We start from the raw sequence: 24,391 nt of genomic DNA, 5'->3' as shown, positions 1-24,391 counted from the left end.
CTGAGCAATATGAGCAGTGATCCCAACCAGACCACCACGAGCGGAAGACCGACTGCGGTTCCGCAGCGCAACGACCGTTATTTATTCGGCAATCTGGAGAGTTTCGGCAAGAACCGCGACAAGATTGCCGAGGTGAACTGGGGTGATGACAAGCCCGAGGGCGTGGTACTGGCGTCGATGGACGCGGCGATCAACTGGGTAAGGAAAAATTCGATCTGGCCGATGACGTTTGGGTTGGCGTGCTGCGCGATTGAGATGATGTCGATGGGCGGGAGCCGATATGACATCGCGCGATTCGGCGCGGAGGTGTTCCGGCCGAGCCCGCGGCAGAGCGATCTGATGATTATCGCGGGGAGGGTGTCGCAGAAGATGGCGCCGGTGATTCGGCGGCTGTATGAGCAGATGCCGGAGCCGAAATGGGTGATCTCGATGGGCGCCTGCGCGACGTCGGGCGGAGTTTTCAACAATTATGCGCTGCTGCAAGGCGTGAACCAGGTGATTCCGGTGGACGTGTATGTGCCGGGCTGCCCACCGCGACCTGAGCAGCTTTTGTATGCGATTACGCTGCTTCAGGAGAAGATTCAGGCGACGCGCGGAAGTCTGAAAGAGACGTTGAATCTCACCTGAGAATGGCGTGAAGAGGTGCTTGATTGGTAACTGGAGAAATTTGGAGGCTGCAGTAAGTCATAGTGAGATAGTAGGAAACGCAGTAATTTTGTCCTCGACACAAGCTTCAAACGCGGTAAACTTTTTTTCGAATTAACAAAGGTCCAGCAGGCCGCATTGAACCTACGAGTCTGCAGAACATATCAGCAAGTTTTCTTAGTGGAGGGTTGTCGAATGTCTTATCGTCCGTTTCGCAGTATCAGCCGGTTCCTGCTGGCTGCATGTGCGGTCAGCTTTGGAGTAGCGAGTCTGAGTGCGCAGACCACCACGGCATCTGCCAGCACGTCCACGACGAATGCTGCGGCCTATGGTGAAAACAACCCTTCGCGCGTTGATTTGTTTATGGGGTACTCGTACTTTGGCGCGCATGGCCAGATTAAGCCGCAGGGAATCCGTTTCTCGTCGGTTGACGAAGGCGCGATCGGAAGCGGCGCGTATTACTTCAACAAGTACATCGGCGGCGAGTTCAGCTTCATCGCCAACCCCGATGGCCAGAATGACGGAGCGTACGGCGCCTATGTCGGCCCGATCGTCCGCGCCCCGATGGAGAATTTCACCCTGTTTGCGCACGCAGCTGCGGGCGCAACGAAGCTTGGTGGACCGAACAGCGAAAACCCGGCGACCTTCGGACACAATCCGTACACCTGGGGCCCGAGCCTTCTGGTCGGCGGCGGCATGGACTACAACCTGCCGTTTATGGACGGCCGGTTCGGCCTGCGCCTCTTCCAGGCGGACTACCGTTACATCCACACCGACTTCGGTCCGGCTGTGAACCCCCCGGTGGGTGGAGCTGAGGGCGGCCGCGCGAATCTGGGCGTTGCCGAGCTGAGCAGCGGTATCCTGGTGCACTTCGGCCATATCGTCCCGCCGCCGCCGGTGCAGTACTCCTGCTCCGTGACGGCCCCGACGGGCACGGTCTACCCGGGCGACCAGGTGACGATCACGGGAACGGCGACGAACCTGAACCCCAAGAAGACGGCCGGCTATAGCTGGTCGGGCGACCAGGGCGTCGTTGCCACCAGCACGACGAACACGGTGACGATCGATACCAAGAGCCTGAACCCCGGCACCTACACGGTGAAGGGCCATGTCGAGGAAGGCAAGAAGCCTGGTCAGTTCGCTGACTGCTCGGCGACGGTTACCGTAACGCAGTTCCAGCCGCCGACCGTTGGCTGCTCGGCCAATCCTTCGACGGTGAACCCGGGCGATCCTTCGACGATCACGGCGAATGGCGTGAGCCCGCAGAACCGGCCTCTGACCTACAGCTACTCGGCGACCGCCGGCTCCATCAGCGGCAACACGTCGACGGCGACCCTGACCACCACTGGCGTTGCGCCGGGCGTGATTACGGTCACCTGCAACGCGGTTGACGACAAGGGCCAGACTGCTTCGCAGACGACCACGGTGACGGTGAACGCGCCGCCGCCGGTTGTGAAGCCCGAGACCAAGAGCCTCTGCTCGATCAACTTCGACCGCGACAAGCACCGTCCGACTCGTGTGGACAATGAAGCCAAGGCTTGCCTTGACGACATCGCCCTGAGCCTGCAGCAGGATCCGAACGCGAAGCTGGCGGTTGTCGGCAACTCGGCACCGGTCGAGGTGCGTGAGCGTCGTGGCCATCACGAGACGGCAGAGCACGAGGCCGAGCATCGTGCGGCCGAGCGCGCTGTCAACGAAAAGGAATACCTGGTCACGGAGAAGGGCGTCGATGCCTCTCGCATCTCGGTTTACACCGGGACCGCGGGCACCGATACCGCCAACACCACGCTGATTCCTGATGGCGCCACCCTGGACAACACCGGTCTGACCCCGGTGGATGAAGGGACGATCCACGCTGTGCCTCGGAATGCTCCGGAGCGCCATCACCGCCGCCATCACAAGGCAGCGGCCTCGAACCAGTAACCGCTGTAATCAGTCGAAAACGGCTGGCCGGCTCCCCCGGCCAGCCGTTTTCTTTGTCTGGCGGGGTTGAGTCTGCCGCGGGCCGTGAGAATAGCGCGTCCGGTCCAGGGCAAACGTCTTTCCCCGATAGATGTTCCTTTGCGTGTACGCAAGTTGGGGGATACAGCCTCTGGCGCGTTCAATGCATTAATCTTGATGTAGGAGTAAGGCAAGAGAATGAAGGCAGGGCTGCTTCGCCATCTCGGCGTATTGATATTGGCGTGTCCTCTGATGGGGACACCGGCGCGGGCGGTTACCTGGTTCCCGCTCGGGCCCTACGGCGGCGATGCGCGTTCTTTTGCGGTTGATCCGCACGACTCAAAGCATCTTTACCTGGGTACGGAAACCGGTTGGCTCTATCAGAGCCACGACGACGGCGCCACCTGGAAGCGGGTGTCGCAGGTGGATGGCAGCAGCGACCTGCTGATCAAACAGATTGAGACGGACCCGGCGGATCCGAGCCGGCTGATTGTCGGCGCGTACATCGTGAACAAGCCGGGCGGCGGAATTTATATCAGCGACGACAACGGGAAACACTGGGCCAAGCAAGCCCAGATGAGCGGGCAGTCGGTGCGCTCGCTGGCGCGCGCGCAGTCCGACCCGAATATTCTCATCGCAGGCACGCTCGAGGGTGTCTACCGCAGTAAGGACAATGGGAAGCACTGGGATCTGATCAGCCCGTCCGGGTCAAGCGAGATTCATGAGGTTGAATCGATCGCCATCGACCCCAAGGACCCGAACATTATTTACGCGGGAACGTGGCACCTGCCGTGGAAGACGACGGATGGAGGGGCGCACTGGGACAACATCAAGGAAGGGATTATCGACGACTCGGATGTGTTTTCGATCGTCATCGATCCCGGCAGCCCGAACATCGTGTACGCGAGTGCATGCTCCGGCATTTACAAGAGCCTGGACGCGGGCCAGCAGTTCAAGGGGGGCGTCAGCATCAACCGCGGGCAGGGAATTCCGAGCTCCGCGCGCAGGACACGCAAGCTTAGGCTGGACCCGACGCAGCCGAACACGATCTACGCGGGAACAACGGAAGGGCTCTTCAAGTCGACGGACGCGGGGTCGACGTGGGTTCGGGTTACGCAGCCGGACGTGATCGTGAACGACGTCTATATCGATCCGAATCAGCCGCAGCACGTGCTGCTTGCGACGGATCGCGGAGGCGTTCTGCGCAGCGAGGACGGAGGGCTGACCTTTACGGCGTCGAACGACGGCTTCACGCTGCGGCAGGTGGTTGCGTACGCGGCCGATCCTCGTGACTCCGCGCAGTTGTATGTCGGCGTGGTGAATGACAAGGAGACGGGCGGAGTTTTTGCAAGCACGGACGGCGGTGTGCGCTGGCGGCAGATGAGCACGGGGCTGGGTGGGCGCGATGTCTACAGCCTGACGATGACGCCGACAGATACGCTGCTAGCTGGGACCTCGCATGGCATCTTCCAACTCGCGGGAGGGACATGGGCTCCTGCGGTTGTCGCGAGCCCTCCGGCGCGCAAACCTGCTCCTGCGCCGAAGAAGGTGGTGGGCAAGAAGGGCGCTCATAAAGGTCAGGCGCCGGCGCCGAGGTACAGGACCGAGGAGAGCGCCGCGAGCGAGCTGAACAAAGCGGCCGTGTATGCGCTCGCAAGCGGAACCGCCGGTATCTATGCCGGGACATCTGATGGCATATGGCGCAGCCAGGACGGCGGCCAGAACTGGTCGCAGGTGCACGTCCCGCAGCTTACGGAGGGCCGCTACATTGCGGCGCACCAGCAGATGATTGTCGCGTCCAGTCTTACAGGACTGGCACTCTCGCAGAATGGCGGAGATAGCTGGACGGGCGTGATGCCGCCGGCGACGCTGACGCAGATCGGCGCGCTGGCAATCGACGGGCTTGGGAACATCTGGATCGGCGGACCGGAAGGCGTGTTCTATTCGACGGACCGCGGCAATTCGTGGAAGACGCTGCGCAATCTGTTCGTCAGGATCGTCGATGGGATCTACTTTGACGCGGCGAACAAGCGCGTGCTGGTGGCTTCCGCGGGCGGAACGGTCGGTTTCGCGGCGACGCTGCCGGACTACAAGGTCAGCTACTGGGACACAGGATGGCCGCTGCGCTTCCTGCGGCCGGTGGGTGATCACTTGATCGGCGCGACGCTGTTTGATGGCGTGGTGGTTGAGCCGAAGATGGTGGCCTCCCCTTTCGCAGGTGACTCGCAGTCAACTACCCGCGCAGGCTCGCGTTAGGTGGCGGCTTAGCAAAACGCGAGCGGTAGAATAGAGCTATGGACCGCAATTCGATCGAGGCCAGACCGCGCCACTCCTTTCAAACTGACGACGCTGCGCTGGAACCGATTGCCGAGAAGGTGCAGGCCGGTCAGCGCCTGAGCTATGACGACGGCCTCGCGCTCTATCGCAGCGGAGACATTCTCGCCGTGGGCTGGATGGCGAACCTCGTGCGCGAGCGCATGCACGGCGATGTCGCTTATTTCAACGTCAACCGGCATATCAATCCGACGAACGTATGTGTCGCGAGCTGTCGCCTGTGCGCGTTTGGGCGCAAGAAGGGCGCGGCAGATACGTACACGATGGCGCTCGAAGAGGCGTGGGAGACTGCGGGCAAGGGCCTTACGGAGGCGGTGACGGAGTTTCACATCGTCGGCGGGCTGCATCCTGATTTGCCGTTCGAGTACTTCATGGACCTCGTGAGCGGGCTCAAGGAGCGCTACCCGCAGGTGCATATCAAGGCGTTCACGATGGTCGAGGTTGCGTTTCTCGCCAAGCGCGCGAAGCTGTCGATTGCGGAGACGCTGGAGCGCATGAAAGCTGCGGGCGTGGACTCGTGCCCTGGCGGAGGTGCGGAGATCTTTGCCGACCGCGTGCGGCACATCATCTGCGACCACAAGATCGACGGGAGCGAGTGGCTGGATACTGCGCGGCTGGCGCACAAGGCGGGCCTTCGTTCGAATGCGACGATGCTTTACGGGCACATTGAGAATGACGAAGACCGTGTCGATCATCTGCTGAAGCTGCGCGAGGTGCAGGACGAGACGGGTGGGTTCCAGACGTTTATCCCGCTGAGTTTTCATCCCGACCACACGGCACTGAGTCATCTGCCCAAGTCGACCGGCATGCAGGACATCAAGCAGATTGCGGTGAGCCGTCTGATGCTCGACAACTTTCCGCACATCAAGAGCTACTGGCAGATGGTGACGCCGAAGATGGCGCAGATATCGCTGCGGTTTGGCGCGGATGATATCGACGGCACGGTTGTGGAAGAGAAAATCTATCACGATGCAGGCGCAACCACACCACAGGGATTGCGGCGGCGCGATCTTGAACGGCTGATCACGGAGGCCGGGCGTGTGGCATTTGAGCGCGACACCATGTATCGCGCGGTCACGCGCAGCGAGGACAGCTTTACCGTCGCGGTGTAGTGTCTCAGCCTCGTTTCATCCCCAGATGAGAATTTGCAAGTTGTATTGTGTGTGTCGCAACACGCTGCTGGAATCTGTGTTCATGCAAGCGATTGAGGTCGCAGAGTTTGCCCCATGAGCACGAGACCGGCGTCGATGCGTTCGCAGTTTGCAAATACAGGTAAGTTGATTGCAGCGCTGTGCGTTCTCACGCTGTGCGGATGCAGCAGGCTGCAGGTGAAGTTGGGAATGCGGGTGGAGATTGCCAAGCTTCCTGTTACATCCATGGACGCGCGTCTGCAGGGGGACCCGGGCGTAGCTCCGGGCGAGAAGTCGCCGCTCATCGTGACGTTTACTCAGCCGGACGGGACCGTGCTGACGACAACGGGAGCGGGCAAAGGCAAGGTTCGCTGGAGTGATTTGTCGGTGACCCCGACGCTCGTGTCGGTGAGCAAGAAGGGCGTCGTGTCGCTTGGGCATGATCCTCGATTGAGCGATGGGAAGATTGGGCACGTGACGATCGCGGTGCCGAGCCATCCTGGACTGCATGCCGATCTGGATGTGCCCGTGCGCTACGACTTTGCGTTTGCGGCGAGCTTTCGGGGAAGCGATGGAAGCAACGGCCTGGATGGCACGAATGGCTCGGATGGCTCGAGTGGAAGCACGGGATCGATGGACCCGAATAATCCCTCTGCCGGCGGCGACGGCGGGAATGGCACGGACGGTACCGATGGAGGAAATGGCAGCGACGGCGGCGACGGGCCAAACGTGCAGGTGCTGCTGCGGCTGCGTCCTGGAGCGCACCCACTGCTGCAGGCGTCGGTGCAGGCCGCAGGGCACAAGGAATGGTTCTACCTGGTCGATCCGCAGGGTGGGTCGCTGACAGTGAGCTCGGCGGGTGGAAGCGGTGGTGCTGGCGGCAAAGGCGGCAAAGGCGGCGCCGGAGGCTCAGGAGGGATGGGGAGTCCGCCGGGCAGTGACGGATTCGCGGGGCACGATGGGCAGGATGGCCGAGCCGGATCGGATGGAAGGCCGGGCACGATTACGGTGAAGTATGACCCGAGCGCGCAGCCGTTCCTGTCGGCGTTACACGTCCAGAAGGGGACCACGATGCAGGAGACGCAGGTGCCCGCGTTGTGGTGACGCGCGTGGGCCGAAAGAACTCTTCGTGCCGACGGCAGCGGGTTATTACTTCTTCTTGGTGGCGGAGAGCTGGTTGTCGCCCTGATGCACGACCATGCCGGTGATCTCGCCTTTGTCGTTCTTCACGAACTCAATCTCAACCGGAACGACTTTGGCGAAGACGCGCGTTGGGGATTCGGGGAAGAATTCGATCTTGCGCTGAGCGCCGGCGACGCCCATCAGGTGCCCGTCTTCAACGGTGAAGGTGAACGTGACGGATGGCGTTGTGGCCTGATAGCTGCCCACGAATTGATTGAGCGCGTCGGGTGGGAGTTGAATCTGTGTGCGCTCTGCAGGCTTGAAATCGGGCCAGCCGTAGGCGATGGCTATTGCGCTCATGATCTCGGAACAGATGCGCGAGCCGCCCTGCGCATTTGTCATGACCGCTGCGCCTTCGCCATTGTTTTCGTAACCGACGAAGAGGGCTTCGAAGCCTTCGTTCACTCCGCCATGCTCGAAGTACGGGTTTGATGGCGAGCCGCCAATCTGCAAGCCGAGTCCCCACGAGCCTTTGCCCGGTGTCATCATCTCCTTGGTCATCGCCTGCGAGAGTACGTGATTGGCTTTGCCCTCAAGCGAGCGCCGATTCTCGATAATGTAGCGGCCGAGATCGGATGGCGTGGTCCACAGACCTGCAGCGGCCATCTCGGGATAGGTGTGCGCTCCGCCGGGCACAGGCGCGCCATGCTCGTCGTACGGCGCCGCGGCGTTCGCCTGCATGGCTGCAGGCAGCGGCTGCTCATAGGTGCTGTGCGTCATGCCGATGGGTGCGAGGACGGTATCGTGCAGAAGTTTTGGGAAGGGCTCGTGCGAGACGTCGATGTCGAGCTGCTGCGTAATGGTGTAGCCGCCGCCGGAGTAGTTCCATTTTTTGCCGGGAGGCGTCTCGATGCGAATTGCTTCAGTATTGGCGGGCTTCTCGCCGTTGAGCACCTGCACGAGTGTCGGCACGGGAGCGCCTGCAGCGTAACCGGGAAAGCCGTGGACGGTCATGCCGGCGGTGTGCGTGAGGAGTTCGCGCAGTGTGACGATCGCTCCCGGCGCGATAAAGGTGGTCGCGGGCACCTTCCAGGAGGTGAGCTGCGTATTCACGTCTGCATCCAGCGAGAGCTTGCCTTCCTGCACGAGATGCAGCGTAGCCATCGCGCCGACAGGCTTGCTGATCGAGCCTGCCTGGAAGAGTGTCTCGGGCGTGACGGGCTTGTTGTCGGGCGCTGCGATGCCGTAGCCGCGCGCCCACTCGATAACGCCGTGGTGCACGACGGCGATGCTGACGCCGGGAATGTGAAGCTGCTGCATGCGCGTGAGCAAAGGCGTGCATGCGGGCGGCTCGCCTTTGACGACGACGGGTGGCGGAAGGCACTGCACTATCTTATCGATCGTTTGCTCGGTGCTCCCGGATTGCGCCGTCAGCAGCGGTGAAGCAATGAAGACGAGACTGCAAATCGCAACGAGTCCGCTCGCGAACGACATCCGGGATCCTCCGAAGACCGCAACAGTTTAGCGAATGCTTCTAGTGTGCGCTGGTTCTGCGATCAATCCGTTCTAGTGTTGCGTTTGTGGATGATGCTCGGGATTATTCAAGATCTGCTCGCGCGTGTAGCTCTCCCACGTCCACGGCGTTACGGTGTCGCCGAGGAGTTGCTCAAGCAGCGGACGGAAGGCGAGCTCTCCGTTGTCGGAGTTGGTGAGCAGAATCATGCAGTCCTGATGGCGCGTGAAGCAGATCAGGTAGTTCTCGGCGCCATCGCCGTGGCCTTCTTTGAAGAACGCGGGGCCGTACTTCGTGTGCGTGAGCAGACCCCAGCCGAGGCCGTAGCTCAGGCCGACGAGGGGGCCTTCGTCACTGGTTGCGGGATCGAGCGTAGGGAACTGGTGCGCTGCGCGGATAGCGATCTGCGGCGTCAGCATCTGCTCGCGTTTGGCCGGTTGAAGGATGCGGTTGGCGAAGAGCGCTTCGAGAAATCGGGAGAGATCGTCGACGCTGGTGGCCATTGATCCGGACGCGCCCGCATGGTCTTTGCGCGTGTAATTCAGAAAGTTTCCGGACGCGCCATAACGCACGGCGTTGTTGGCGAAAAAGCGATTGTTCCAGATGAGGCTCGTCGTGTTCATCGCGAGCGGAGTGAAGAGATCGCGTTGCATCGATGTCTCGAGCGGCTCGTGCGTGATGGCCTGCTCGATGACGTACTGAAGCAGCGTGAGACCTTCGCCGGAGTAGGCGTAGCGCGTGCCGGGGTCGAACAGGATGCGCAGCTTGCCGTCCGGCATGTCGGCCGGGGCATAGTTGCAGAGGCCGGATGTGTGCGAGAGCAGCATGCGCGGTGTAATGCGGCGATAGCGCGGGTCCGCGGTGAACAGCGAGGTGTCGTGGTAGTAGCCGGAGAGGCCGCCGGGCATGTACTCAGCGATGGGCTTGTCGAGATCGAGGCGGTGCTGCTCAACGAGTGTCATGACCCAGGTGGCAAAGACAGCCTTGGTGACGGACGCGGCCCAGGTGTAGGTGTCGGGCGTCATGGGGAGATGATGCTCGATGTCGCGCAGGCCGTAGGCGTAGGTCCAGACAGTGCGGCCGTTGTGAAGAAGAGCGATCTGCGCGCCGGTCACATGATCGCGAGCGAGTTCAGCGTCGGCGATGGCGTGTGCGCTGTCCGCAGACAGTGTGGTTCCATCGATGCGATACAGCAGTTGCGCCGATGCCGATGCCGCGAGGAAGAGAGCGAGAGCGGCAGCGGCCGTTCTCATAGGTCAGAGAGGGCGCCGGCGATGTCGTTCCAAACCATCCAGTGGTCGTTGAGCTGTTGGGCGCCATGGCGCGCGTAAAACGCACGCGCCTCTGTGTTGCGCGGGCGCACGTCGAGGCAAATGCGGCGAGCGTTGTTCGACGCAAACCAATCCGCGAGTTCGCGGAGAAGCTGAGCAGCGATGCCCAGGCCGCGATGATCGGCGGAGACGTTGATCCACTGCAGCTCGCCCTCGCATTGGTGACGCCGTGTGAGATGGCCAGCGATGAAGCCGATGATCTGGCCATCAAGTTCCGCGACGATGGCGACGCGTGGCAGCAGCGCGTGCCGGGGATGATGTTCGCCGCTTAGATAAGCAGCAATCGTGTGTTCCCAGTCAGGCGCGTTGCCCCAGTGCTCGGAGCGCAGCTGCGCCATGGCGGAGGCGTCGAGAGGTGTGGCGGGACGATACAGAACTTCTTCAGCAGCGGGCGTGGCGACAGCGAATGCGCTCATGACGTCTTTCTGTCTGTGTGGCTGTGATCTATTTTGCGAAGAGCTGCGAGAGATCGGAGAAGGCCTTGAATTCGAGAGCATTTCCTGCGGCGTCGAGGAAGAACATTGTAGACTGCTCGCCCACCTCGCCTTTGAAACGTGTATAGGGTTCGATGATGAATTTCACTCCCGCGGCGCGGACACGTTCTGCCAGGGCTTCCCAGTCGGTTTGAGTGAGGACGACGCCGAAGTGGGGAATGGGGACGTCGTGGCCATCGACCGGATTGCTGTGGGGGGCGTCGGTGCCGGCGGGGCGGGGCTTGTGATGCGCGACGATCTGGTGACCGAAGAGATCGAAATCGATCCACTGGTCCGCGCTGCGGCCCTCCGGGCAGCCCAGGACGGTGCCGTAGAAATGGCGAGCGGCGGCGAGGTCGTCGACGGGAAAGGCAATGTGGAAAGGTCGAAGCGGACTCATCGCGTACAGGGTATCCTAGATCTGGGCAGCTGTACGGGTCGTGCTGCGAATAACGTATAAGGGCAATTGGATGTACGACCTGGGGCTACCGGCGCAATGAGGTTCAGGGGACGTTCTGACAGATTTGTGGTATTCCTCCTCAGGTTCCCCCTGATTTCTGATCGAGCAGGAGTGAGGTTCGCATCAGATCGCGACATCACGGCCGCCAGGAGAACCCTTTGGCCCATCAAGTAATTCTTGCAGATAACCAGGCGATCTTTCGCGCGGGCGTAGCCCGTGTGCTCGGCCAGGAGCGAAACCTGCAGGTAGTCGCGCAGTGCCCGGACTATGAACGTCTGAAGGAAGCAGTTGGCAGCCTTCGGAAGTCCATTGTGATCTATCCTTCGAGCTTTGCGCCGGACATGAACGAGTTGCTGGACTGGATAGAGCAGGCCGGCAGCAGGTCGGTAGTGATCCTGGAACATGGGGCCACGCTGGATGATGCATACGTCGCGCGCGTGGAGGGAACGGTGCTGCGCTCCGTGGCCGCTCCACAGCTGGTCGACTGCCTGCTGCGTGTGGCGGCCGGACAGCGCAGCGTGCAGCGCGCGAACCTGAAGACGATGCCGTCGCCGGATCGGGTGGGCACGAATGTGCTCGAGCGGCTGACGCCCAAGGAACTGCAGATTGTCGCACTGATCGCCGAGGGTTCGAAGAACAAGGAAATCGCACTGCAGCTCGGGACCAAGGAGCAGGTGGTGAAGAACTACCTGCGCAGCATCTACGACAAGACGGGCGTCAGCGACCGTCTGGAGCTGGCGCTGTTCACGATCCACCATCGGGCACTGGCCGAGGCGGCGGAGCGCGTGCGCGAGAAGCTGGTCCGCAGCGCGTAAGCTGGCGAGTTAGGTCCGGGCTTCAGCCCGGACTCAGTGAAATAGTGTTTCAGAAGAACGGCGCATGAAGGCTTATAGGCCCATGCGCTGTTCCTGTTCCTCGGCGGCTTCGGAGACGAAGCCCTTTTTCTCCGCGATGGATTTGGCCTGCGTGAAGAGCAGAAGGTAGTCCGGTCCGCCGGCCTTGGAGTCGGTGCCGCTCATGTTGAAGCCGCCGAACGGATGCGCTCCCACCATCGCTCCAGTGCACTTGCGGTTCAGGTACAGATTGCCGACGTGAAACTCGCGGGACGCACGGTTTAGCTTGTCGCGGTCGCGGGAGTAAATGGCGCCGGTGAGGCCGTACTCCGTGTCGTTCGCGATCTCGAGGGCATCGTCGAAGTTGTCGGCGCGGATTACGGCGAGGACCGGGCCGAAGATCTCTTCCTGCGCGATGCGGGCGTTCGGGGCGACGTCACGGAAGACGGTGGGCTGGATGAAATAGCCGTTGCCGTCGTTGGTTGCAGGGGCGCCGCCGGCAAGCAGCTTGCCTTCCTGCTGACCGAGAGCGATGTAGTTCAACACGCGATCGTAGGCGGCCTTGTTGATGACGGGTCCGGTGGGGGCGTTGTCGGCGGGGTCGCCGGTCTTGAGCTGCTCGACGCGATCGCGGAGGCGCTCGTTGAAGGCGTCGTAGATGGGTGCTTCGACGATCGCGCGTGAGCAGGCAGAGCACTTCTGGCCGTTGAAGCCGAAGGCCGAAGCGACGACGCCTTCGACTGCGGCATCGACGTCCGCGTCGGCGGAGACTACGATCGCGTCCTTGCCGCCCATTTCGAGGATGGTGCGCTTGATGAAGCGCTGGCCAGGCTGCGTGCGTGCGGCGCGCTCGTGGATCTCGAGACCGACCTTCTTCGATCCGGTGAAGGCGATGAAGTGGACCTTCGGGCTTTCGACGAGAAGGCGGCCGGGTTCGGGACCGCCCTGCAGGAGATTGACGACGCCATCAGGCAGGCCGGCTTCGGTGAGGATTGAGACGAAGCGCGCGGCGATGGTGGGCGCGTCGGGCGAAGGCTTGAGCACGACGGTGTTGCCTGTTACGACGGAGGCTGCTGTCATGCCGGCCATGATGGCGAACGGGAAGTTCCAGGGCGGGATCACGGCGCCGACGCCGAGGGGAACGTAGCGGAGGATGTTGCGCTCGCCTGGGTACTGGATTGGCGTTGTGGCGGCGTCGAGCTGGAGGGCCTGGCGCGCGTAGAACTCCAGGAAGTCGATGCACTCGCCGACGTCGGCGTCGGCCTCGGCCCAGTTCTTGCCGACCTCGAAGGTAAGCCACGCGCAGAAGTCGAGGTGGCGCTCGCGGATCAGCTGCGCGGCGCGGAGGAGGATTTCGACGCGTTCCGAGGCGGGGCGGCGTGACCAGGTAGTGAACGCGGCGGTCGCGGCATCGATGGCGGTTTCGACCTCAGAGGGGCCGGCGGCGAAGTGGGTGGCGATGACCTGGGAGGGGCGGGCGGGGTTGGTGGAGGTGAAGCGAGCGCCGGTCTGGGTCGGACGGCCGCCGAGGACGAGGTCATAGGTGCGGCCGAGCTCGGAGCGGACGCGGGCGAGGGCGTCGAGCATGGAGCGGCGGTTGTCAGGCGCGGAGAAGTCGGTGAAGGGCTCGTTACGGAAGGGCGGAAGTGCAACGGTGTTCATGAATGCAGCCTCTGGTTTTCTTGTCCGAGGATTAGAGTAGCGGAGGCGTGCGTCGGATACCCCCTCCCCCGTACTTTTTTGTGCAAAGTCTTCGAAGAAGAGACTTTAGGTCTGGACTTCAGGAGCGTTCCGGCTGGGCGGAAGGACGAGGAGGCGCGTGAGGAGGGGTTGGTGGGGCCGGTGTTTGTCAAGCGGCCGGTCCTCGTGAAACCGGTGGCGCGGATGTGGCGCGATCAGGTCCTTCGGGTCCTTCGACTACGCGCTCCGCTCAGGATGACCGGCTTTTATCGTTCGCTCAGGATGATGGCCTTTTCTCCACGCTATTGGACGGTGAGAGTGAAGTTGGTGGACGCCGTGATGGTGGTGTTTACGGAGTCCTTGGCCATGATCGTGATGGTGTAGACCTGCGGCGTTGGGCTGCCGCCGCCTCCGCTTCCGCTACCTCCGGTCCCCGAGCCGCAGCCGATAAGCGTGACGACGATGGCGGCGAGCAAGGCAGTGCAGAGGGTGGGCAGAAATTTCCGGTCACGCCGCGCTGGAAGCATGCCAAAGAGAAGAAGCGCGAAGAAGGTGGCTGCCGCGGGTGCTCCGCGCGACGGCTGGTTTGCCTGGCGTAGAGAGGATCGCTGCACGCTGGACGGAGCCATCGAGCCTGAGGGCGAGCTGCAGGCGGTCCCCACGCCGATGTTGATGGTCCCGGTAGTTGGACCATTGACTGGCGGAGCCTTGACGACATAGCAGATGGCCATGTCTTCTGTGCCGCCGCTGTAGTTGGAGGACCAGGTGAGCATGCCGTTGTAGCCGCCGGATGGCGTGATCGTGAGCTGCGTGGTTCCGGTGCTGTTGCCGGATAGGCTGAGACTGTCTGCCGAGATGGTCACGGTGCCGGTTGCGATGGTCGAGCCCTCGGTGACGACGAAGGTGGATGTGGCGGGAGCGTGCGTTGCGTCGCCGGAGTACTTCGCGGTGACGATGTGCGTTATGCCGGTGGTTGGCGAGGAAACAGTGTCAGTGACGGTAGCGCCGGCGTTGAGGGAGCTGGTGGGCAGCGAAAGCGAGGAGGCGATGACATGCCCGTCGATAGCGACCGACAGGGTTCCCGTGGCCAGCGTGCTGGAGGGCGTGGGATTGATGGGCCAGACGGTCATCTCGAGCGCCAGCGGCGCCCCGGGATTCACAGAGGACGCGGAGCCGGAGAAGGAGATGTAGGTAGGGATGAGGCTGGCGGTGGGGGTGGGTGGCCAAGCGGCGGCGAGCCTGGCGAAGTCGACGCTGCCCAGGCCGGTGGCGAGGTCGTAACCGATGCCAGCGGCGTAGTTGGATTGGCCAGCCGTTCCGCAGTTGCCGTCGCCCGAGCCACAAGCGGTTGTGCCGGAGGTGATGTCGTGGAAGGCCGTGCTGTAGATGGCAGGCTGCGCGGCCAGGCTGTACAGGACGGGATTGATATTGCCCAGGCCATAAGCGTGTTTGGAGCCGCTGAGAGCGACGAGAGCTCCCGCGAAGATCGGAGCAGCGAAGCTGGTGCCGCCGTCGAGCAGATAAGAGTTGCCGAATTGCAGGCTGTTATCGCAGTCGTTATGCGGGCCGGCGATGTAGGGGTCATCCGAACAGATGATGTAGCCGGGATTGGCGACGGAAGCTTGAAGGGCGACGTCAGGTATGAGACGGAAGCTGCCCGCAGGAATGCCCGGGACGCCAGCCTGCCACGCAGGCCGCGAAAAGAAGGAGCTGCTGCCGCCGCCCGAGGCAACGATGCCCAGTGTCGGGGAGCTTTCGTTCCAGACAATCTCAGGCGCATAGCCGATCAGCGACTGGATGTTGTCGCTGGAAGAAGATGCGGAACTCCAATAGGAGTTGGTTCCGGGAGCGAAGGTCGCGGGCGCCATCTGGGTGCCACCGACGGACGTGACATACGGGCTGCTGGCGGGAAAGCCGACGGCCAAGGCTTCCTGCTGCGCGGCGGTAATACCGTTTGAGGTGCTGTAGGCGGCGCAAGAAGTCGCCCCGCTATCACCGGAGGCGGCGATGATGGTCTGACCCTGGGCGGTTGCCTGATCGAGGAGGGCGTTGTACTGCTGGGCGTCGCTGGGGCTCAGAAGTGTCTCGCACTCGGAATAGCTGATGCTGATAACAGGAGCGATGTTCTGGGTGATGGCGTAGGAGAGCGCGTCAAAGACGCTGTAATTGGCGCTGGAGCCGGTGTAGACGAAAAAGATGTTGGCGCCGCCGGCGAAGACATTGCCGTATTCGAGGTCGATTTCGGATTCGCCGAGGTCGCCATCAAAGATCGCTTCTACGCCCGAACCTGGGACGAGTACGGGAGTGATCTGACGGTCGCCGCTGAGATAGGTGTCGAAGACATAAACCATGGAGCCGTACCCGGTCTGGACGAAGGACTGACCGACGATGGCGAGACCCTGGCCGTCAGTGAGGCTATCGCTTCCGAGCAGCGGCCAGATGTCGTACATGTTGCCGATGTCCTGCGGATCGAGGAAGTGGCTCTGGGTGGAGCGCGTGGTATACGCCGGATGCGGCCGGACGCTGGGTTTGGGCCGGAAGTCGGAGAGATGGAGGACGGCAGCGGTGACGGGCGCGAGCGCGGGAGGGAGCGAGAGGTCGGCGGCGGGAGCGAAGTGGAGCTCGGATTGGTTGGCGGTGGTCGAGCGGAAGCGGTGGAGCTCGGCGCCGAAGGCCTGCTGGATTTGGGCGGCGTTGCCGGAGAAGGTAATGCGGTCGCGTGAGACGGCGTCGATGGTGAAGCCGTGGGACTGGAGCCAGGTTTGGGCGGCGGCGATGTCCGAGGCGGCGATGCTGAAGCGAGCGCCGAACTCATCGGGAGTGAGCCAATGATGGAAGAGGGGCGACGCGGGGTTGGTTTGGCCGGCGACGAGCTGGTCGAGGTCGGCCTGCTGCGCGGCGCTGCGGTTGAAGACAAGGGTCACGCCGGCGATGCGTGTGTCGGGCGGGAGGGGGCCGAGGTCATCGGCGGTGCGGATGTGCGGGTCGAGCGAGCCTGCGAGGGTGACGGACGGAGCGGCTTCGATGGGGCCGCGGATGCGCGGAGCGGGACTCTGTGCGAAAGAGAGACACGACAGCAGAAACAGAGAGGAGATAGCCGGGAGCCGAGCGAGCCGATGAAACGTGTGCATCCGAACAAATCTTTCAGAGAGCCGATTGAGTTGAGAGGAATCTCGCGGGTAACGGTAGCAGAGAAGTGGGCTGAGAGAAAGCCGACTTTGGTGGATTTATCGACAGATGGCGGCGAAAGGTGAGGGGAGTGGCGATATCTGTGAGCTCATATGTTAGGAGCGAGACATAGGTGCACAGCCGAGCAGACTATTATGGCTAAGTGTTTGCGGATGCGACAGGAGCGTGGGAAGAGCTTCCGGGCGGATTGAGCCTGCGGACGGAGCTGAGTGTGCGCGGAATGCGTTTCGCCGCGAAGCATGGGCTGGCGTATGAGCGGACGGACGGCGAGGTGCCGAGCATCATTTTTGCGCCCGGCGAGCAGGCGGGACATGGGAACTTTCATGAGCGGGCGTATCAGGCGATCTGCGGGAACGCGGAGTGGGCGCGAAGGCTGAAGAAGGTCCACACGGCGCATAAGCGCGTGCGGGCGCGGGCGGACTGGCAGTGGATGGAGCTGGATTGCGCGAACAGCTCGGACGCGCTGCTGATGAATGTGTTTTGTTATCCGGGCGTGATGGAGAGTGAGGGTGTGCGGGCGCTGCTGGGTGTTGGCGCAGGCGCGGTGCCGGAGTTTGGGGTGAAGCCGCGGACACCGCTTAAGGGAGGCAAGCGCGACGGCATGACCGACAACACCGAGGTCGATATGCGCGTGGGCGATCTGCTGGTGGAGGCGAAGCTGACGGAGTCGGATTTTCAGACGGCTCGGCTGAGTTTGATTGAGAGATATCGCGATTTGGAAGAGGTGTTTGAGACGGATGAGTTGCCGGTGCGGAATGGAACGGTGCTGGGGTATCAGTTGATTCGCGGAACGCTGGCCGCGTCTGCGAGCGGGTGCTCGTTTGGCGTGGTGTGCGATGCGCGCAGGCCGGAGCTGGTGGAGATCTGGTACGCGGTAATGCGCGCGGTGCGATCGTTTGAGCTGAGGTGCAGGCTGAAGCTGCTGACGTGGCAGGAGCTGGCGGGAGTTGTGCCAGAGGAGCTGGGGGAGTTTCTGGCGGAGAAGTATGGGGTTGTGAGTGGTTAGTGGTTAGTGGTTAGTGTGAGTTAGGGAGTTAGGGAGTTAGGGAGTTAGTAAGTTAGGGAGTTAGAAGTGGGGTTGTTTTTTACTGACGACTAACTACTAACCACTAACTACTTCTAGATCGAAAAAAGGAGTTGCGATGAAGCGTTCGTTTGCTGGAGTTTTACTTGCGGCGTGTTTGTGTGGGGGGCCTGCGTGGGGATGGGCGCAGCAGGCGAGTGTGTCGTCGGCGCAGGCGCCGAGCCACGATGCGACGTGGTGGAAGCATGCGGTGATCTATGAGATTTATCCGCGGAGTTTTCAGGATTCGAATGGCGATGGCATTGGCGATCTGAATGGGATTCGCGAGCGGATGGGATATCTGCAGGGGCTGGGGGTGGATGCGATCTGGATTGCGCCGATGTATCCCTCGCCGCAGGTGGATTTTGGTTATGACATTTCGGACTACGAGAATGTCGATCCGCAGTATGGGACGATGAAGGACTTTGACGCGCTGCTGGCGGCGGGGAAGCAGCACAATGTGCGGATCATTCTGGACATGGTGCTGAACCATACGTCGGACAAGCACAGGTGGTTTGTAGAGTCGGCGAGCTCAAGGACGAATGCGAAAGCGGATTGGTATGTTTGGAACGATGGCGTGAAGGCGGATGCGCCAGGAGTGACGGCGTATCAAAAGCGGTGGGAGCATGTCGGGATGGTGCCGCCGAATAACTGGACGTCGGTGTTTGGCGGGTCGGCGTGGGAGTGGGTGCCGGCGAGGAAACAGTTTTACTATCACCGCTTCTATAAGCAGCAGCCGGATTTGAACTGGAACAATCCGGCGGTCGAGAAGGCGATGTTCGACACGATGAGGTTCTGGCTGGACAAGGGTGTGGCTGGGTTTCGGCTGGATGCAATTCCGTCGCTGTTTGAGGACCCGAAGCTGCGCAATGAGCCGGAGACGGGCGGTGTGAACGCGTATGGCGATCCGAATGTGAACACGGAGTACACGGACAATCTGCCTGAGGTGCACGATGTGATTCGGCGGATGCGCGCGATGGTGAATGCGTATCCGGGGAATCGCGTGCTGATTGGCGAGACGTATCTGCCGAACACGGCGGCGCTGCAGAAGTGGTACGGGGGCGCGTCGAAGAATGAGCTGCAGTTGCCGATGGATATGTTGGTTGGTTTCGGGGGTAGGTACTCGGCCGCACACTTCAGGAAGACGATTGGAGAGGCGGAGACGGAGCTGAATGGATCGCAACCGCTGTTTGTGTTCGACAACCATGACAATCCGCGCTCGATTACGCGGTACGGCGATGGCGTGCACGATGTGGCGATTGCGAAGACAGTGGCGGCGATGCTGTTGACGACGCGTGCGACGGCGTTGACATACTACGGCGCGGAGATTGGGATGCCGACTACGGTGCCGACGCGCAAGGAGGATGTGAAGGACCCGATCGGGATTACGGGATGGCCGAAGGAGAAGGGGCGCGACGGCGAGCGGACGCCGATGCAGTGGACGCCGGGGTTGGATGCGGGGTTCTCGACGGCTAAGACGACGTGGCTGCCGATTGCGCCCGACTACAAGACGGTCAATGTGCAGACGGAGAGCGGTGAGCCTGGGTCGCTGCTGAACTGGTACAAGGAGCTGATCGAGTTGCGCCGAACGAACCCGGCGCTGCACGATGGCGGGTTCGTGATGCTGGATGCGGGCGACGCGGATGTGCTGGCGTATGTGCGGACGGGAAGCAAGCCGGTGGTGGTGGCGATCAATATGAGCGCGCAGGCGAAGACGGTGTCGCTGGATGTGGGTGCGGCCGGTGTTACGGGGAAGACGGTGAAGACGATTGCGGCGAGTGAGGATTCGCTGAAGGCAGTGGGGTCGTTGCAGAATGTGACGCTGCCGGCGTATTCGGCGTGGGTGGCAGAGGTGCGGTAGGGCATACCCGAGGGGCTAAAGCCCCTCGGGTTGTAACGGCATATGAGACCCGAGGCTGAAGCCTCGGGGTACCTAGAGGCAACGGCAAGGCAAAAGCAAAAGCAGATCCCCGTCGGGGATGACAGCAAGAAAAGCAAAAGCAAAAGCAAAGGCAAAGGCAAAGGCAAAGGCAAAAGACTCGCGCGTCTTAACGCGCGATAACCCACCCTTTCACGATGAAACTGTGAAAGGGTAGGCCACCCGGATTCGGCGGTTCTATTGCTGGAGGACGGCGACGCCGTACTGCGGCAGCGTGATCGAGCTGGTGGTGGTGCCGGCGAGGATGTCGTGCATTGTTGAGGGCAATGCGATGGTGACGGGAGTGGCGTTGTAGTTGGTGAGGATGAGGATGTGTTTGTTGTCACCGGAGCGGATGCCGACGTCGACGCCTGCGGGGATGTTGGGGAGGATGGGAGCGAGGCCGGCGTCGGAGAGCATCCACTCGGCGGCGCGCTTCATGGCGGCAGCGTCCAGTGAGGCTCCGATGTAGGTGATGGAGCCGTTGCCGATTTTGCGCGTGACTGCGGCCGGCTGGTCGTCGAGCCAGCCGTTGGACTTGCCGTAGCGCATGAGGACTTTGGTGTCGGGTGATTTGGTGGAGAGCAGTTCAGCCCAGAGAGTGTCTTCGCCGTTGCCCCAGTCGCCGCTGAGGGGAACGGTGGAGTCGAGCGCGTAAAACTGTTCGACGCGTGCGCCGAGGAGCTCGGCGAGCGGGCCGGGCTGGCGCTCGGGCCAGAGGGCGTTGTCTTCATCCTTCATGCCGGAGCGCGGGCCAAGAACTAGATGACCGCCGTTGCGGACGTAGGCTTCGAGGTTCTTCGCGGCTTCGGGTGTGATGAGGTTGAGCGCGGGCGCGACGACGAGCTTGTAGTGGTCGAGCGGAACGGTGTCGGGGATGACGTCGACGGAGCGCACGGCATCATGCAGCGGCGTGTAGAAGCTCATGAAGGCGTCGACGGGGTCGAAGGCCTTGTTGTGGCGCTGCCAGTCGATGGCCCAGCGTGAGGGATAGTCGTTGAGCAGAGCGACGTCGGAGTGGACGGTGGTACCGGCGAGGACGGGGCCGGCTTTGTCGAAGTCGGCGCCGAGCTGCTGGACTTCGGCGTAGAGCGGGACGGGCGTGCCGTCGGCGCCGACCAGCGTGCCGTGGTATTGCTCCTGTCCGTTGAGATCGCTGCGCCACTGCCAGTACTCGACGGCTTCGGAGCCGTGGCCGATTGCGTTCCAGGCCATCGCGCGGACCTCGCCCTTGTTGAGCGAGTTGTTGTTGGTGTGCCAGTTGACCATGCCGGGCTGCGTTTCCATGACCCAGAAGTTCTTGCGGAGGAATCCGCGCGTGAGGTCGTGCGTGGCGCCGTTGCGCTCGAAGTTGAGATGGCCGCTGCCGACATAGTCATCCCAGGAGGCGAGGTCGAGGTCCTGCGAGACGTCGTAGTGATCGTAGGCGTCGAACCAGCCCATCATGTTGGTGGTGATGAACTGACGCTTCTCGGCGTGGGCGCGGATCGCATCGAGCTGATTGCGCTGGTAGCTGCGCCAGGTGTCGGAGACGAACTCGCGCCAGGCGAGATTGAGGCCTGGGTTTTCGGCGCGCTCCGACGGCATGGGGATGTTGATCTGGTCCCAGGCATTGTAGGTTTGCGACCAGTAGGCGGTGGTCCAGCGGGCGTTCAGGTTGTCCAGCGTCTTGTAACGCGCGTGGAGCCAGTCCTGAAATTGTGCGCGGTTGTCGGCGCCGTCGCTGTCGCGAGCGTACTCGTTGTCGATCTGCCAGCCGATGACGTTGGGGTCATGGCCGAAGCGCTCGGCGAGCTTGGTGGCGATGATGCGGCAGAGCTCACGGTACTTCGGATCGCCGAAATCGAACTGCTGGCGATTGCCGTGAGTGTCGCGGCGGCCGTCAGGCATGGTGCGGAGAGTTTCCGGGTATTTCTGCGTGAGCCAGGCAGGCGGCGCGGCGGTGGGTGTGCCGATGACGACGGCGATGTGGTGCTTCTCCGCGAGGCGGATGGCGCGGTCAAGCCAGTCGAGTTGGAAGTTTCCCTCGGATGGCTCCATGGTGGACCAGGCGAACTCGGCGACGCGGACGAAGTGGATGTGCGCCTGCTCCATGAGGGTGAGGTCGGCGTCCCAGCGGGATTCGGGCCATTGCTCGGGGTACCAGGCGGCGCCGAGCTCGAGCGGGACCTTGTTCGGCTCGGGAGGAAGCGGTTGTTGGGCGTCGATGGCGCAGAGGGGAAGAGCGCAGGCTGCGGCGAGGAGGGCGAGTGCGAGCTTCTTCATTGATGCTCCGAGGTGGAAAAGGTCCGAAATCTTGTGGTCGAACAGACTTCTTCGGGGTCCTTCGCGCTGTGCGCTTCGCTCAGGATGACGGGCTATGTGTCGTGGACTGGCCGTAGGTGGCGTTGGCGCCGTGTTTGCGGAAGTAGTGGCGGTCGAGGAGGGCCTGGGAGACCTCGGCGGCCTCGCGCTTGAGGGTGAGGGTGCGGTAGGCCATGCGGGCGACGGCTTCGAGGACGACGGCGTTGTGGGCGGCATCGTGCGGGGTTCCGCCCCAGGCGAAGGGCGCGTGGCCGGCGACGAGGCAGGCGGGGACGGCGAGGGGATCGATCGCGGGCTGGCCGTCAGCGCCTTTGAAGCGGGCGACGATGGCGAGGCCGGTCTCGTGAACGTAGCGGCCGCCGATGGCTTCGTCGGTGAGCGGCGCGGTGACCGGGACGGGACCGTAGAAGTAGTCGGCGTGCGTGGTGCCCAGGGGAGGGATGGGAAGACCGGCCTGCGCGAAGCTGGTGGCGTACTCAGAGTGCGTGTGGACGACGGCGCCAATGGAGGGGAACTCGCGGTAGAGGAGGGTGTGGGTATCGAGATCGGAGGAGGGACGGAGCTCGCCTTCGACGATCTTGCCGTTGAGGTCGGTGACAACCATGTGGCCGGGACGGAGGTGTTCGTAGTCGACCCCGGAGGGCTTGATGACGACGAGGCCTTCGTTGCGGTCGACACCGGAGGCGTTGCCGAAGGTGTAGAGGACGAGGCCGCGGCGGACGAGTTCGAGATTGGCCTCGAGGACTTGTTCGCGAAGTTGTTTGAGGAGCATGACGGGTCCTTGTTTTTATACGCAGCGATGATACCGGCAAGTTTAAGCTTGCGAGCGGACTTCGGCGGCGATGTCGCGCAGGGCGCGCAGGATGTCGCCGAGCGCGCTGGTTACGCCTTCATCGCCGAAGGCGAAGTAGACGCGGCGGTAGAGTGGGTAGAGCTTGTCGTAGATGGCCGCCGCGCGAGGTTCGGGCGTGAAGATGCGGTGCTTGGGGCACATCTTCTGCTGGGCTGTCTCTATGTCGGGGAAGATGCCGGCGGCGAGCTGCGCGAAGATGCCGGAGCCGATGCTGGTGGGCGGCGTCGTGGGAACGAGTACGGGCTTGTTGAAGACGTTGGCGTAGACCTGGTTGAGCACGGCGTTGTTCTGCGGGATGCCGCCGGCGTTGATGATGCGCTCAATGGGCACGCCGTACTCGGCCATGCGCTCGAGGATGATGCGGGTATGGAAGGCGGTGCCTTCGATGGCGGCGAAGAGCTCGTCCTGCGCGGTGTGGATGAGGTTCCAGCCGAGGGTGATGCCGCCGAGCTCGCTCTTGACGAGCACGGTGCGGTCGCCGTTGTCCCAGGAGAGACGCAAGAGGCCGGTCTGGCCGGCGCGGTAGTTTTCGAGGCCTTCGGAGAGTTTGCGGACGTCGGTGCCGGCGCGTTTTGCGATGGCTTCGAAGATGTCGCCGACGGCAGAGAGGCCGGCTTCAACGCCGGTGAACGCAGGGTGCACGCTGCCGGGGACAACGCCGCAAACGCCGGGGATGAGCTTCGCGCCGTGACCCATGGCGATGATGCAGGTTGAGGTTCCGACGACGTTGACGACGTCGCCTTCGCGGCAGCCGGCGCCGATGGCGTCCCAGTGGGCGTCAAACGCGCCGACGGGGATGGGGATGCCGGCGCGGAGGCCGAGCTTGGCGGCCCACTCGGGCGAGAGATGGCCGGCGATGTGATCGGAGGTGAGGACCTCACCGGTCATCTTGTCGCGCACGCCAGCGAGGAGCGGATCGAGTTCGGTCAGGAATTCTTCGGGAGGGTAGCCGCCCCAGCGCGGGTTCCAGAGCCACTTGTGGCCCATGGCGCAGGCGGAGCGTTTTACGTCGGCAGGGTTGGTGATCCCACAGAGCGTGGCGGCGACCATGTCGCAGTGCTCGAAGACGGAGGCGAAGTTGGCGCGCTTGTCAGGGTTGTGGCGGAGCCAGTGGAGGAGCTTGGCCCATCCCCACTCGTGCGAGTAGACGCCGCCGCACCACTGGATGGCTTCGAGGTTGCGCTGGTGCGCGAGAGCGGTGATCTGCTGGGCCTCGCGGAGGGCGCGGTGATCGCACCAGAGATAGTATTCGTCGAGCGGCTGCATGCTGGCGTCGACGGGGATGACGCTGGAGCCGGTGGTGTCGAGGGCGATGGCCTCAACCTGGTCGCCAGAGGTACCGGTTTCTGCGAGGACCTGTTTCATGGCCTCGACGAGCGCGTTCATCTGGTCGGCGTGGGATTGCGTGGCGAAGTCCGGGTCGTCACGGCGGCGATGAAGGGGATAGCTGGCTGAGGCTGTTCCGAGGCGGCCGCGCTCGGCGTCGAGCAGGGTGACACGTGTGCTGAGGGTTCCGAAGTCGACTCCGGCAACGATACGCATGCGAATAGGTTCCTATACCCGGACGAAGGCCGGGAGACTGGTCTCGAAGGACGTATCCAA

17 protein-coding genes are annotated in these 24,391 nt (G+C 62.6%); 8 read left to right on the top strand and 9 right to left on the bottom strand.

The features are described from left to right. Window positions 1-9: 9 nt before the first annotated feature. From VGU25_07475 to VGU25_07455, 5 genes are all read left to right on the top strand, one after another. Window positions 10-627 (top strand): NADH-quinone oxidoreductase subunit B family protein, encoded by a 618-nt coding sequence (locus VGU25_07475; GenBank protein HEV2577035.1) that lies wholly within the window; start codon window positions 10-12, stop codon window positions 625-627. A gap of 213 nt (window positions 628-840) precedes the next feature. Further along, window positions 841-2,568, top strand: coding sequence for a hypothetical protein (locus VGU25_07470; protein ID HEV2577034.1), 1,728 nt, complete (start codon window positions 841-843; stop codon window positions 2,566-2,568). Between the two features lie 216 nt (window positions 2,569-2,784). Beyond that, a complete protein-coding gene (locus VGU25_07465; protein HEV2577033.1) occupies window positions 2,785-4,842 on the top strand; it encodes a hypothetical protein in 2,058 nt (685 codons plus the stop codon). Between the two features lie 38 nt (window positions 4,843-4,880). After that, a complete protein-coding gene (mqnE, locus tag VGU25_07460) occupies window positions 4,881-6,032 on the top strand; it encodes an aminofutalosine synthase MqnE (GenBank protein HEV2577032.1) in 1,152 nt (383 codons plus the stop codon). 114 nt (window positions 6,033-6,146) lie between these two features. Then, complete coding sequence (locus tag VGU25_07455) at window positions 6,147-7,154, top strand: hypothetical protein (GenBank protein ID HEV2577031.1); 1,008 nt, start codon at window positions 6,147-6,149, stop codon at window positions 7,152-7,154. Window positions 7,155-7,199: 45 nt separating this feature from the next. Here VGU25_07455 and VGU25_07450 read toward each other — a convergent pair whose 3' ends face one another. The 4 genes from VGU25_07450 to VGU25_07435 form a co-directional block, all read right to left on the bottom strand. After that, entirely contained in the window at window positions 7,200-8,666 is a 1,467-nt protein-coding gene (locus tag VGU25_07450; protein ID HEV2577030.1) for a serine hydrolase, read from the bottom strand. Window positions 8,667-8,738: 72 nt separating this feature from the next. Continuing rightward, window positions 8,739-9,938 (bottom strand): serine hydrolase domain-containing protein, encoded by a 1,200-nt coding sequence (locus tag VGU25_07445; GenBank protein HEV2577029.1) that lies wholly within the window; start codon window positions 9,936-9,938, stop codon window positions 8,739-8,741. Then, window positions 9,935-10,432, bottom strand: a complete 498-nt coding sequence (locus VGU25_07440; protein HEV2577028.1) for a GNAT family N-acetyltransferase — start codon at window positions 10,430-10,432, stop codon at window positions 9,935-9,937. Before VGU25_07440 ends, VGU25_07445 begins: the two co-directional genes overlap by 4 nt. A 28-nt stretch (window positions 10,433-10,460) precedes the next feature. Then, window positions 10,461-10,889 carry a VOC family protein gene (locus VGU25_07435; protein ID HEV2577027.1) on the bottom strand — a complete coding sequence of 143 codons (429 nt, stop codon included), beginning with the start codon at window positions 10,887-10,889 and terminating at the stop codon, window positions 10,461-10,463. Between the two features lie 218 nt (window positions 10,890-11,107). Here VGU25_07435 and VGU25_07430 point away from each other — a divergent pair, with 218 nt between their 5' ends. Then, the gene (locus tag VGU25_07430; GenBank protein HEV2577026.1) at window positions 11,108-11,764 is read left to right on the top strand and encodes a response regulator transcription factor; all 657 of its coding nucleotides are present in this window, start codon (window positions 11,108-11,110) and stop codon (window positions 11,762-11,764) included. Between the two features lie 72 nt (window positions 11,765-11,836). Here VGU25_07430 and pruA read toward each other — a convergent pair whose 3' ends face one another. Continuing rightward, window positions 11,837-13,444 carry an L-glutamate gamma-semialdehyde dehydrogenase gene (pruA, locus tag VGU25_07425; GenBank protein ID HEV2577025.1) on the bottom strand — a complete coding sequence of 536 codons (1,608 nt, stop codon included), beginning with the start codon at window positions 13,442-13,444 and terminating at the stop codon, window positions 11,837-11,839. A gap of 320 nt (window positions 13,445-13,764) precedes the next feature. Beyond that, complete coding sequence (locus VGU25_07420) at window positions 13,765-16,593, bottom strand: protease pro-enzyme activation domain-containing protein (GenBank protein HEV2577024.1); 2,829 nt, start codon at window positions 16,591-16,593, stop codon at window positions 13,765-13,767. Between the two features lie 200 nt (window positions 16,594-16,793). Here VGU25_07420 and VGU25_07415 point away from each other — a divergent pair, with 200 nt between their 5' ends. Continuing rightward, complete coding sequence (locus VGU25_07415) at window positions 16,794-17,657, top strand: hypothetical protein (protein ID HEV2577023.1); 864 nt, start codon at window positions 16,794-16,796, stop codon at window positions 17,655-17,657. A gap of 136 nt (window positions 17,658-17,793) precedes the next feature. Continuing rightward, window positions 17,794-19,575, top strand: a complete 1,782-nt coding sequence (locus VGU25_07410) for an alpha-glucosidase (GenBank protein ID HEV2577022.1) — start codon at window positions 17,794-17,796, stop codon at window positions 19,573-19,575. A 255-nt stretch (window positions 19,576-19,830) separates the two neighbouring features. Here the strand turns inward: VGU25_07410 and VGU25_07405 are convergent, their stop codons facing one another. From VGU25_07405 to VGU25_07395, 3 genes are all read right to left on the bottom strand, one after another. Beyond that, a complete protein-coding gene (locus VGU25_07405) occupies window positions 19,831-21,897 on the bottom strand; it encodes a beta-galactosidase (GenBank protein HEV2577021.1) in 2,067 nt (688 codons plus the stop codon). 79 nt (window positions 21,898-21,976) lie between these two features. Continuing rightward, window positions 21,977-22,708 carry an L-ribulose-5-phosphate 4-epimerase gene (locus VGU25_07400; protein HEV2577020.1) on the bottom strand — a complete coding sequence of 244 codons (732 nt, stop codon included), beginning with the start codon at window positions 22,706-22,708 and terminating at the stop codon, window positions 21,977-21,979. A 42-nt stretch (window positions 22,709-22,750) separates the two neighbouring features. Further along, entirely contained in the window at window positions 22,751-24,331 is a 1,581-nt protein-coding gene (locus tag VGU25_07395; GenBank protein HEV2577019.1) for a ribulokinase, read from the bottom strand. Window positions 24,332-24,391: the final 60 nt, after the last annotated feature.

Source organism: Acidobacteriaceae bacterium (assembly GCA_035944135.1).
Classification (GTDB): domain Bacteria; phylum Acidobacteriota; class Terriglobia; order Terriglobales; family Acidobacteriaceae; genus Granulicella.
The sequence above is the reverse complement of the archived record's forward strand: the minus strand, read 5'-3'. Positions and strand labels throughout refer to the sequence as shown.